The following is a 12,069-nucleotide window of genomic DNA, read 5'->3' as shown; positions in this document are numbered from 1 at the left end:
CCCGAGACTTCGGGGCGTTTTTCATTGCCGGGTGCTGGCGTCATATCCTCCCGAGCAGAACCAGAATCAGCAGAATCACCAGCACGGTACCGATGACGCCCGATGGGCCGTAGCCCCAGTTCCTGGAGTGCGGGAACACCGGCAGACCGCCGATCAGCAATAGAATCAGGATGACAATCAGAATAGTACCCATGGTGTTTTCCTTGTTGGTTGTCCCGTCAGTAAACGATTCGATTCATCATTCAAATAACGAACCGGTTTAAATTTCCGACTGGCACGTCGCAGGGAAAATTCAGTTTTTTATTCAGGTATTTTTCCGCCATCGATTGCCTTCGCTCCATGTCGTCGATGCACTTTCGGCGGTTCACCCGTGACGCTTGCGGCACCTCCGGAAGTTGTCCTCGGGCGCGACTTTGCCTCCAGTATTCAGCAATCTGATGGTGCATGGGTGGGTGATATTCCTTCGCTACACTGCGGCTCACTTCTTCCGAACGCACAAGGCATCCTCCTATGCAAAATCGCATCATGATCACTGGCGCAGGCTCCGGCCTGGGTCGCGAAATCGCCCTGCGTTGGGCGCGTGAAGGCTGGCGGTTGGCCTTGTCCGATGTCAGCGAAGCCGGGTTGCTGGAAACCCTCGCGCGGGTGCGCGAGGCGGGCGGCGACGGCTTCACCCAGCGTTGCGATGTGCGTGACTACAGCCAATTGACGGCCCTGGCCCAGGCCTGTGAGGACAAGTTCGGCGGCATCGATGTGATCGTCAACAATGCCGGCGTGGCTTCCGGGGGCTTCTTCAGCGAACTGTCCCTGGAAGACTGGGAGTGGCAGATCGCGATCAACCTGATGGGGGTCGTCAAGGGCTGCAAGGCGTTCCTGCCGCTGCTGGAGCAGAGCAAGGGCCGGATCATCAATATCGCGTCCATGGCCGCCCTGATGCAGGGCCCGGCGATGAGCAACTACAACGTCGCCAAGGCTGGCGTGGTGGCCTTGTCCGAGAGCCTGCTGGTGGAACTAGCGCAGGAGGAAATCGGCGTTCACGTGGTCTGCCCGTCGTTTTTCCAGACCAACCTGCTGGACTCCTTCCGTGGCCCGACGCCCGCCATGAAAGCCCAGGTCGGCAAGCTGCTGGAGAGTTCGCCGATCACCGCCAGCGACATCGCCGACTACATCTACCAGCGTGTCGCCGAGGGTGAGTTCCTGATCCTGCCCCATGAGCAGGGCCGCATGGCCTGGGCCCTGAAGCAGAAGAACCCGCAGTTGCTCTATAACGAGATGACCGTGATGGCCAACAAGATGCGGGCCAAGGCCAGGCAGTCCAGCCAGTAGGCGGGCAGGGCGCTCCGCTCGGACATCGCTGTGGCGAAAAGTCTGATGGGGCGCAGTATGAAATCTGATTCTGTAGGGCGAATCGGCCGTGTCGGTAAGGGCGGGCTGATTTGCCGCTGTTGCATTGAAGGCGCTGAACCGGCCGGGCAGTCTTGGGCACTCATAAACCCTTGAGGATAAGTGCCATGCTTGTATTGAGCCGTGTCGTGGGCGAGAAGATTTCCATCGGCGACAACATCACCGTGCGGATTCTCGCGGTCAATGGCAACCACGTGCGTTTTGGCGTGGAAGCGCCGAAGAACGTCAATGTCCATCGTGCCGAGATCTACCGCCGGATCCTGACGAAGGTCGAGTCCGTCCGTGATCCGGTGGCGCAGCGCTAGGGTCGCCGCTTCAGTCGAAGAACTCCTTGGGCACTGCGTGCTTGGGCAGCAACTGGCACTGCTGGCTTTCCAGGTCGAAGAAGATCACCGCCTGGCCCTTGCTCAAGGCCTGCCGGACCCGCAGCACACGGGTTTCCTGAGGCGTGTCGTCGCCGTTGTCGGTGCCGTCGCGGCTGACGAAATCCTCGATCAGCCGGGTCAGGGTATCGGGTTCGAGTTGGTCGTGGGGAATCAGCATGAAAGGCTCTCTTCGGGAATCGCCGTGATCCTACTGCGACTGGCCGGGCACGGCTACCGGTAATCGGCCGGCAGCCGCGTTTGCCCTCAATCGAGCGGGTTGCGCTGGCCGATCAGGCTGTCCACCGTCGGCACCCGGGTGTCGCTTTCCATCTGGGTCTCGTGTTCCAGTTGCCGACTGAAACGGTCGAGGGAGCCACTGGCCGGCTGCGCATCGCTGGCGAACACCGGCGGGCTGAGCAGGTAGGCGCCGAGCAGGCGGCTCAGGGCCGCCAGGCTGTCGATATGGGTGCGTTCATAACCGTGGGTGGCATCGCAACCGAAGGCCAGCAGCGCCATGCGACTGTCGTGCCCGGCGGTCGCCGCCGAATGGGCATCGCTGAAGTAGTAGCGGAACAGGTCGCGGCGCACCGGCAGTTCACTGGCTGCCGCCAGATTCAGCAGGTGGCGTGACAGGTGGTAGTCGTAGGGACCGCCGGAGTCCTGCATCGCCACGCTCACCGCGTGTTCGTTCGAGTGCTGGCCGGGCGCGACCGGGGCGATATCGATGCCGACGAACTCGCTGACATCCCAGGGCAGGGCCGCCGCCGCACCGCTGCCGATCTCCTCGGTGATGGTGAACAGCGGGTGGCAGTCGATCAGCGGTTGCACGCCGCTTTCGACGATCGCCTTGAGCGCGGTGAGCAGGGCCGCGACGCCGGCCTTGTCGTCCAGGTGCCGGGCGCTGATGTGGCCGCTCTCGGTGAACTCCGGCAAGGGGTCGAAGGCGACGAAATCACCGATGCCGATGCCCAGCGCGTCGCAATCGGCGCGGGTCGCGCAATAGGCATCCAGGCGCAGTTCGACGTGATCCCAACTGACCGGCAGTTCATCCACGGCGGTGTTGAAGGCGTGCCCGGAGGCCATCAGCGGCAACACGCTGCCGCGGATCACTCCGGTATCGGTGAACAGGCTGACCCGGCTGCCCTCGGCGAAACGGCTGGACCAGCAGCCCACCGGCGCCAGGCTCAGCCGGCCATTGTCCTTGATCGCCCGCACGGCGGCGCCGATGGTGTCCAGGTGTGCCGACACGGCGCGGTCCGGGCTGCTCTGGCGACCCTTGAGGGTGGCGCGGATAGTGCCGCGGCGGGTCAGTTCGAAGGGAATGCCGAGTTCTTCGAGGCGTTCGGCGACATACCGCACGATGGTGTCGGTGAAGCCGGTCGGGCTGGGGATGGCGAGCATTTCCAGCAGCACCCGTTGCAGGTAGTCGAGGTCGGGATGGGGGAGTGGATGGGTCATGGCGACTCCTTTGTATCAGGGGACGTGGTGGGCCGGGATCCTGGCCCAGGCTGGAGGGCGCTTTCGCGGGCAAGTCCGGCTCCTACAGTGCAATGCGGTGCATCAAGCCGGATGAGCACCCGTAACCCGTAGGAGCCGGGTTTGTCCGCGAAGATGTCTGTCGACCTTGGCCAAGAGCCGGGCGTCTTCCACGATGGGACAGTGGCCGGGGTTGTCTACTGCGTGGGCCGGCTATGGGGAAACAGCAGGTCGATGAACCGCTCCGCGGTCGGCTGGGGTTCGTGGTTGGCCAGCCCGCAGCGTTCGTTGGCCTCGATGAACACGTACTCCGGCTGGTCCGCCGCCGGCACCATCAGGTCCAGGCCGACCACCGGGATGTCCAGGGCCCGCGCGGCCTGCACGGCGGCTTCTGCCAGCGTCGGGTGCAGGATCGCGGTGACGTCTTCCAGGCTGCCGCCGGTGTGCAGGTTGGCCGTGCGGCGCACCGCCAGTTGTTCGCCCCTGGGCAACACGGTGTTGTAGTCGTAGCCGGCGGCATGCAGGGTGCGCTGGGTTTCCGCATCGAGGGGGATCCGGCTCTCGCCGCCGGTGGCGGCCTGGCGTCGGCGGCTCTGGGCCTCGATCAGGGCGCCGATGCTGTGTTGGCCATCGCCGACCACCTGGGCCGGGTGGCGCAGCGCGGCGGCCACCACCTTGAAGCCGATCACCACGATGCGCAGGTCCAGACCTTCATGAAAGCTTTCCAGCAGCACTCGGCTGTCGAAGGCGCGGGCGGCCTTGATCGCCTGTTCGACTTCCTCGGCACTGCGCAGGTCCACCGCCACCCCCTGGCCCTGCTCGCCGTCCAGGGGTTTGACGACGATGCGCCCGTGGGCGCGCAGAAACGCCAGGTTGTCCTCGGCGCTCGCCGCACGCTGTTGCTGTGGTACGTTCAGGCCGGCCTCGCTGAGCACCCGGTGGGTCAGGCTCTTGTCCTGGCACAGGCTCATGCTGATGGCGCTGGTCAGGTCGGTCAGCGATTCCCGGCAGCGTACCCGGCGCCCGCCGTGGCTGAGGGTGAACAGGCCGGCGGCGGCATCGTCGACCTGCACGTCGATGCCGCGCCGGTGGGCTTCTTCCACCAGGATCCGGGCATAGGGATTGAACCCGGCTTCCGGCCCCGGACCGAGGAACAGTGGCTGGTTGATGCCGTTCTTGCGCTTGATGGCGAAGGTGCTGAGGGTGCGGAAGCCGAGCTTGGCGTAGAGGCTCTTGGCTTGGCGATTGTCATGCAGCACCGACAGGTCGAGGTGGTCCAGGCCACGGCTCATGAAGTGCTCGACCAGGTGCCGCACCAGCACCTCGCCGACGCCCGGGCGGCTGCAGTGCGGGTCGACCGCCAGGCACCAGAGGCTGCAACCGTGCTCCGGGTCGTGGAAGGCCTTGCGATGGTTGAGGCCCATGACACTGCCGATCAGCGCACCGCTGTCCTCGTCCTCCGCCAGCCAGTACACCGGCCCGCCCTCGTGGCGCGGGGTCAGCAGTTCCGGGTCGATCGGCAGCATGCCGCGGGCCAGGTACAACTGGTTGATCGCCTGCCAGTCCTCGGGGCTCTGTGCCCGGCGAATGCGGAAACCGCGAAACACCCGGGTGGCCGGGCGGTAGTCGCTGAACCACAGGCGCAGGGTATCCGACGGGTCGAGGAACAGTTGCTGAGGCGCCTGGGCCAGCACCTGCTGCGGTGCGGCGACATACAGGGCGATATCGCGTTCGCCGGACTGCTCGTTGAGCAGTTCCTCGGCCAGCGCGGCCGGGTCGGCGAAGGTGTGACCGACCAGCAGCCGGCCCCAGCCGCAGTGCACGGCCACCGGTTCCGGGGCCGGCTCGTTGCCGTCCTCGGCCAGGCGCGCCTGCAGGCGTTCGTAGGAGGGCGGCTGGCCGCGCAGCAGGCGTTGGCTGTAGGTCGTGGCGTGAGCTTTCATCCGATCAGATCCCTTGTTCGCTGAGCCACAGGTTGAGGGCCGCCAACTGCCACAGCTTGGAGCCGCGCAGCGGAGTGAGCTGACCCTGTGGATCGGTCAGCAGGCGGTCGAGCATCGCCGGGTTGAACAGGCCGCGGTCCTGGCTCGGGTCGAGCAGCAGCTCGCGGACCCAGGCCAGCGTCTCACCCTGCAGGTGCTTGAGGCCGGGCACCGGGAAGTAGCCCTTCTTGCGGTCGATGACCTCGCTGGGAATGACCAGGCGGGCGGCTTCCTTGAGCACCTGCTTGCCGCCGTCCGGCAGCTTGAAGCGGGCCGGGATGCGTGCCGACAGTTCCACCAGCCGGTAGTCGAGGAACGGCGTGCGGGCTTCCAGGCCCCAGGCCATGGTCATGTTGTCGACGCGCTTGACCGGGTCGTCCACCAGCATCACCGTGCTGTCCAGGCGCAACGCCTTGTCCACGGCGGCATTGGCCCCGGGCAGGGCGAAGTGCTCGCGAACGAAATCGCCTGCCGCATCCTCGCCGAGCAACCAGGCCGGCTGCACGGTGGCGGCATAGTCGTCGTAGCTGCGGTCGAAGAAGGCTTCGCGGTAGGCCGCCCACGGGTCGGCCGCACCGTCCACCTGCGGATACCAGTGGTAGCCAGCGAACAGTTCGTCGGCACCCTGGCCGCTTTGCACCACCTTGCAATGCCGGGCCACTTCCCGCGACAGCAGGTAGAAGGCAATGCAGTCGTGGCTGACCATCGGCTCGCTCATGGCGCGGAACGCCGCCGGCAACTGCTCGATGATTTCCCGTTCGTCGATGCGCAACTGGTGATGCCGCGTGTCGTAATGGCGGGCGATCAGGTCCGAGTACTGGAATTCGTCGCCGCGCTCGCCACCGGCATCCTGGAAGCCGATGGAGAAGGTCGACAACTGTTCCACCCCGGCTTCACGCAGCAGCCCGACCAGCAGGCTCGAGTCGACGCCGCCGGACAGCAGCACGCCGACATCCACCGCCGCCCGCTGGCGGATCGCCACCGCTTCGCGGGTGCTGGCGAGCACCCGGTCGCGCCAGTCTTCCAGGCCCAGGTCGAGTTCATCAGGCGCCGGACCATAGTTCAGCGACCACCAGGTGTGCTGTTCGCGCTGGCCGTTGGCGTCGATGCGCAGCCAGGTCGCCGGTGGCAGTTTCTCGATGCCCGCCAGCAGGGTGCGCGGCGCCGGTACCACGGCATGGAAGTTCAGGTAGTGGTTGAGGGCGACCGGGTCGAGCAGCGGGTTGATGTCGCCACCTTGCAGCAGCGCCGGCAGGCTTGAGGCGAAGCGCAGGCGCTGGGCGTTGTGGGAGAGGTACAGCGGCTTGACCCCGAGACGGTCGCGGGCGATGAACAGGCGTTGCGCATCGCGCTCCCAGATCGCCAGGGCGAACATGCCGTTGAGCTTGGGCAGCAGGGCTTCGCGCCAGGCGTGGTAGCCCTTGAGCAGCACTTCGGTGTCGCCACCGGAGTAGAAGGCGTAGCCCAACTGCTCCAGTTCCCGGCGCAGTTCGGGGAAGTTGTAGATGGCCCCGTTGAAGGTCAGGGACAGGCCCAGGTCGGGGTCGATCATCGGCTGCGCCGAGGCATCCGACAGGTCCATGATTTTCAGTCGACGGTGGCCCAGGGCAATCGGCCCCTGGCTATGGAAGCCCCAGGCATCGGGGCCGCGTGGGGCCATGTGGTGGGTGATCCGCTCAAGGGCGGCCAGGTCCGCGGGGTGTCGATCGAAACGTAGTTCTCCAGCAATTGCGCACATAAGTCCTTACCGGTTATCCGTTGGGGAGGGTCACTCTGAAACTGACTCGCTGAGGACGGGGGAGTTTTATATCAATCCGTTATAAGCGATCCGCCGAACAGCGGGCCAAGCGTGAGGACGTGGCCATGGGCACTCGCGCACAAGGGTGCCAGCGGGTTATGCGAAAGCCCTGAATTCCTGATGCAACAGGCTGATATGCAACAGGTTTTTGAGATTTTCCAGGACGCCGTGATTGATACCTTCAAGGCTCATGGATAAAAGGAGTGTTGAAATGTCAGCCGTTAAACTGCCGGTGCCACCCGGGCTGGACGAGTTCAGTGAAAACGAGGAGGTGATCCGGGCCAATGCCCCCGACTGGTTGTTGCTGGCCCGCCCGGAAAGGATCGTACAACTGCGCGAGTACATGAGCCGCAGCCAATTGTTCAAGGATGATGTGTCGGTCTGGCTCAGGGAGCTGAAGCCGGTCCGGGCGTTCTGTGAGCCGTTGCTCGCACAGAGGCTGCAGGAGCGATTCGGAGCGGGGCTGGACCTGCACAAGGACATGCTGGTCGTCGCCGATCGCTGGCCCGAATTTCCGTCTCCCCTTGGTGCCCCCGTTGTCTTTCCGATGACCTTCACCCAGCACGGCCTGCTGGATGCCGCGCTGCAGAACTTCGCCGCGGATGAGCAGTTTCCACCGCAAACGTACCTGCGCTTCTCCGGCAGCGCCAGGCCGGAGTTCACGCCACAGGCCTTCATCGATCAGGTACGCGAACTGGACCTCGGTGGACGTTATCAGCAGCACTTGTGCAGGGTCTTGCATCTGCCACTCGAAGCCGGGCAGGAAGTGGACGCTGACGGTGCCAGGATCGAGTTCGCCATGCAGCAGCAGGCCAAGGCGGACATGCTGGTGGATGCCACCATCGCCTTGATGAAAAAGGAACTGGACGAGAGTGCCCATACGCAGCTTTGCCGGTTGATCGAATCGAACGTCAGCGTTGCCGCCGATGGGGCGCGGATACAGGCCAACGAATTGCAGATGCTGGGCGTGACGCTGTCGCGCGTACGTCTGTTCACCCTGCACACGGGGCCGTCGGATGGGGATCGCGGGTTGCTGGTTCACATCCCCAACGATCCGCTCAGCCGATTCAGGTTCTACCCCTCGCTCGAAGATTTTCGCGCCGAGTTGTGCGAGCGCCTGTGGCAGCCGTCCTACGAGGCATTCTTCAGTCGTCTGGTCGAGCAGCGCGATCTGCCGGCGTTTCTTGCCGCGTTGCGTCGCAGCCTGAGCCGGGAAACCCTGAGCGCCAAGGCCTTGCTCAATCGGCAGGCCGACCTGAAGTTGCGCTTGCTGCCGTCGAACGACGAGCTGTTTTCCCTGCTCCATCGACAGCAATTGCAGCGCTTGCAGGACGATGCCCGGGCGGTTGCCGTGCCGACCGAGGATGTCGACCAGGACGCCCGCAACGCCCGTTACCAGGCCCGCCTGGGGCTGGGCATGACCCTGCTGAACCTGGCCTCCTTCGCCAACCCCTGGCTGGGGCTGCTGATGATGGGGGTGGCGGTCGGGGAAATGCTGGCGGAAGTCTACGAGGGCTACCAGGACTGGCAGCGTGGTGATCATGACCAGGCTATCACCCATATGATGGCGGTGGCCGAGGATCTCGCGACGATGATTGCCCTGGGCGCGACCCTGCAGGTGGGTGGCAAGCTGGTCAAGGGCCTGTTTCGCCAGGAGTCGGCGTTCTTCGATGAGCTGGTGCCGGTGCGCTCGGACGATGGGCGCTACCGGCTCTGGCAGCCCAGCCTGGAACCCTATGCCCATGACGAGCCCTTGCTCGCCCGGCAGGACCCGGACACGCAGGGCTTCTACCCGGAGGTCAGCGATGACGGGCATCGTTACCTGGATATCGCCGGCCGCCCTTATCGGGCCTATCGGGACGAGGCCGCTGATGCCTGGCGCCTGCGCCATCGCAGTCGCCCGTCGGCCTACGAACCGCTGCTGGAACACAATGGCGCGGGGGCCTGGCGCCTGGCCCATGAATGGCCCCCTGGCTGGGAGGATCCGGCCTACCTGTTGCGCCGCCTGGGGCCCGAGGCCGCCTGGCTGGATGATGTAGACATCGAGCGGATTCTGTCGATCCACCGTCTTGATGCGCCGCTGTTGCATCGTCTGCACATGAACAGGGCGCAAATCCCGGCGACGGTGCTCGACTCGATCCGGCGTTTTCGCCTGGACCGCGAACTCGGCTGGCTGGCCGATGCTGCCGATGCCCCGCCGGCGCGACGCCTGCTGGACCTGAAGCTGCAGATCCTGCCGGACCTGCCGGGCTGGCCCCGGGGGCGCACGATCCTGCTGCTGGATGCCGCGGACAAGCCGCTGTATGAGTACGGCGTCGACCTGACCTCGCAGCCAAGGCCACTCAAGGTGGCGGCCAGGGATCTGGAGGCGAGCGGCCTGCAGGCACTGATCGACGTGCTTGATCCTGCGCACAGGCAGGCCCTGCTCGGCGAGCCGGTGGAACCTGGCGAGGAGCTGCCTGGGCTCGAACGTGCGTTGCAGCAGCATGTGCTTACGCATCGTCATGCCTTGTTCGAGCGGGTCTACCGGCTGCGCTGGCTGTTGGCCGATGGGTTGCCGGAAAGTGTGCGCCAACGCTTCCCCGAGTTGCCGAGTGCCGTACTGCGCGAGGTGGCCGAGCAATCCAGTGTCAGTGTGAAGGATCGCCTGCTGGTCGATTCGCGCCTGCCCCTGCAACTGGTCGAGGACCTCACCGACGCCGCCCGCGAGGTTCGGGTCGATCGGGCCCTGGAAGGCGGCTTCTTGCAGTCGACCGTGAATCCCGATACCGCCAGGCTGCAGTTGCCCGTGCTCGAGAAGATGCTGGGATGGCCGCTCGATCTGCGGATCGAATTACGCCAGGACGCCGCCAGCGGCCCGTTGCTGGCCGAGTTGGGCAACGTCGGGCTGCCCAGACGGCGGATTTTCGTCAGGACCGAAGAGGGCTACCAGGCCTTCGACGCGAGCGGCAGTGCGCTCGGGCAACGGGCGACCGGCAACGACGCCTTGAGCGCGGCCCTGCTGGGCTCGTTGAGCGTCAGTGAACGCATGGCAATGGGCATGAGGCTGGAGGAGGAGGCCCAACTGCATAAGCTGTTGCTCAGCACGGCCATGACGCGTCCTCGTCAGGAACTGGAGGCGACGCTGGGCCTGGCAGCGCGAAAAGCTGAGCATGAGCCGGCACCCTGGCGCCGGATGGACCGCTCCGGTTGTTCACGCACCCGGCGTGGCGGGATTGAGACGACTCGTCGCGGGTTGCGGCGGGTGACCCGTCTGTATCCCGATTTATGCGAGGCGGAGGTTCGCGCCTTCATGTTGCAGTTGGGTGACGATTCGGCACTGGTGCGCAACCGGATTCGCTCGCTGGAACTGGAGTTGGAACTGTTGCGCTCGTTATTGAACAGTTGGTATGGCCGGTCTTTCGAGCAACGGGGGCAGTCCATCTGGCTCGGAGGCATGCAGGAAGGCCGCATGCAGGCCTCACAGATTCTCGAGCGTTGCTGGCGCCGGCAAACCCCCAGAACCTATGACGACAGCGGTGCGGCGATCGGCTATGGCCTGAGCCTGGAGGGGTTGCGGGTGGTCAGCCTGCCGGACCTGCCGGAGTCGATCGGTTTCGAGCATGTCACCGAACTGTCCCTCAAGAGCATGGACCTGAATATGATTCCGGCCGGTTTTCTCCGGCTGTTCCCCAAGCTGCGCAAGTTGGACATGGCCAATAACCGGCTGCGCAGCCTGCCGGCGGCGATTGCCGACATGGGCGAACTTCGCGAATTGCATCTGCAGGATAACCGCATCATGCTCGACCGGGACGCGGCCATCCAGCTGTCCAACCTGCAACAACTGGAAGTGCTCAACCTGAACGGCAACTCCGATGTCGGCCGCCTGGATGTCGTGCGAATGCCGCACCTGCGCCGGCTGTTTTTGCGCGGTACCGGTATCGACCACCTGCCGGAAGGGCTGTTGACCCGTACCAGTCTGTCCGCGGCGGACTTGCGTGGCAACCTGATTCAGCAATTGCCCGCCGAACTCTACGATGCGCCGTCGCCGATCACTCGGCGCATCATCCTGCGTCATAATCCGCTGGGGCCCGCCAACCAGAGTCCGCTGGCCGCCTATCGTTTGCGCACCGGCATCACCTTTGGCATACCGGAGTCGGAACTGGCACTCGACGAATACAGTTCGCGCCTGCGTTGGCTGGCGGATGTCGAGGGGGAGCGGCGTGCCCAGCTGCAATCACTCTGGCAGGGCCTGTGGCATGAACCGGGCAGCCAGGAACTGTTCGATCTGCTGGGGCGCCTGGGCGGCAGCGCGGACTACCTGAAGACCCGTAGCGACCTGACACGGCGGGTCTGGGAGGTATTGGAGGCAGCGGGTGAGGACGGTGGGCTGCGCCGGGAATTGTTCGACCTGGCGGCCAATCCGCTGACCTGCGTCGACAGTGCGGCGCAGAGTTTCAGCCATCTGGAGGTTCGCGTATTGCTGGCCAAGGCACGGGCACTGGCGATAGAGGGCGATGAACCGGTGCAGTTGCTGAAGTTGGCACGGGGCCTGTTCCGGCTGGAGCAGATCGATGCCATCGCGCGGAGTCATGTCCGGGCACTGGCGGAAAACCCGGAGGTGCCGTCGTCGAGCGCGGTCGATGAAATCGAAGTGAACCTGGCCTACCGGATTGGCCTGGCGCGCCTGATGCACGTGCCCGGGCAGCCGAGGGAAATGCTGTTCAGGTCCATCGCCCATGTCACCGAGGAGCAGATCCAGGCAGCGCATGCACGTATCCTGCAGGCCGAGCAGACGCCGAGCCTGACGACCTTCATCGCCGGGCGCGATTTCTGGATCGATTATCTGAAAAAGAAATACCCGCGGGATTTTTCCCGGTTCAACCAGCCCTTCCACGATCAGGAGGAACAACTGCTCAGGGAGTCTCCCACCATGCACAGCGAGCGTTACTTCCGGCACCTGGAGGCCTTGATGGACAGCCACAGGGCCGAGGAGCAGATGTTTCTCACCAGCCTGACCCGCCAGGAAATGTACGAGCATCCCGCGCCTGCACCGGGCAGTTGA

General features: G+C 64.8%; 9 protein-coding genes. 3 read left to right on the top strand and 6 right to left on the bottom strand.

The genetic code is table 11. The features are described from left to right. Positions 1-40 precede the first annotated feature (40 nt). Together ACM62G_RS02950 and ACM62G_RS02945 are read right to left on the bottom strand one after the other, a co-directional pair. Complete coding sequence (locus ACM62G_RS02950) at positions 41-193, bottom strand: DUF3309 family protein (RefSeq protein ID WP_081005919.1); 153 nt, start codon at positions 191-193, stop codon at positions 41-43. 49 nt (positions 194-242) lie between these two features. Then, on the bottom strand, positions 243-497 hold the full coding sequence (locus tag ACM62G_RS02945; protein ID WP_419736661.1) for a hypothetical protein: 255 nt from the start codon (positions 495-497) through the stop codon (positions 243-245). Between the two features lie 13 nt (positions 498-510). Here ACM62G_RS02945 and ACM62G_RS02940 point away from each other — a divergent pair, with 13 nt between their 5' ends. Further along, the gene (locus ACM62G_RS02940; protein WP_419736660.1) at positions 511-1,326 is read left to right on the top strand and encodes an SDR family oxidoreductase; all 816 of its coding nucleotides are present in this window, start codon (positions 511-513) and stop codon (positions 1,324-1,326) included. Positions 1,327-1,511: 185 nt separating this feature from the next. Beyond that, the gene (gene csrA / locus ACM62G_RS02935; protein WP_273826117.1) at positions 1,512-1,709 is read left to right on the top strand and encodes a carbon storage regulator CsrA; all 198 of its coding nucleotides are present in this window, start codon (positions 1,512-1,514) and stop codon (positions 1,707-1,709) included. A gap of 10 nt (positions 1,710-1,719) precedes the next feature. Here the strand turns inward: csrA and ACM62G_RS02930 are convergent, their stop codons facing one another. The 4 genes from ACM62G_RS02930 to ACM62G_RS02915 form a co-directional block, all read right to left on the bottom strand. Next, entirely contained in the window at positions 1,720-1,947 is a 228-nt protein-coding gene (locus ACM62G_RS02930) for a YheU family protein (protein WP_017906378.1), read from the bottom strand. An 86-nt stretch (positions 1,948-2,033) separates the two neighbouring features. Next, entirely contained in the window at positions 2,034-3,227 is a 1,194-nt protein-coding gene (locus ACM62G_RS02925) for an osmoprotectant NAGGN system M42 family peptidase (protein WP_054057769.1), read from the bottom strand. Positions 3,228-3,442: 215 nt separating this feature from the next. Further along, positions 3,443-5,188: an N-acetylglutaminylglutamine synthetase gene (gene ngg, locus ACM62G_RS02920; protein ID WP_054063923.1), complete on the bottom strand. Its 1,746-nt coding sequence runs from the start codon at positions 5,186-5,188 to the stop codon at positions 3,443-3,445. A 4-nt stretch (positions 5,189-5,192) separates the two neighbouring features. Next, positions 5,193-6,965, bottom strand: a complete 1,773-nt coding sequence (locus tag ACM62G_RS02915) for an N-acetylglutaminylglutamine amidotransferase (protein WP_419736659.1) — start codon at positions 6,963-6,965, stop codon at positions 5,193-5,195. Positions 6,966-7,236: 271 nt separating this feature from the next. Here ACM62G_RS02915 and ACM62G_RS02910 point away from each other — a divergent pair, with 271 nt between their 5' ends. Then, complete coding sequence (locus ACM62G_RS02910; RefSeq protein WP_419736658.1) at positions 7,237-12,069, top strand: NEL-type E3 ubiquitin ligase domain-containing protein; 4,833 nt, start codon at positions 7,237-7,239, stop codon at positions 12,067-12,069.

The organism is Pseudomonas sp. COR18 (assembly GCF_048568395.1).
GTDB classification, from domain to species: Bacteria; Pseudomonadota; Gammaproteobacteria; order Pseudomonadales; family Pseudomonadaceae; genus Aquipseudomonas; species Aquipseudomonas fuscovaginae_B.
This window is presented reverse-complemented; position numbering and strand designations above follow the sequence as displayed.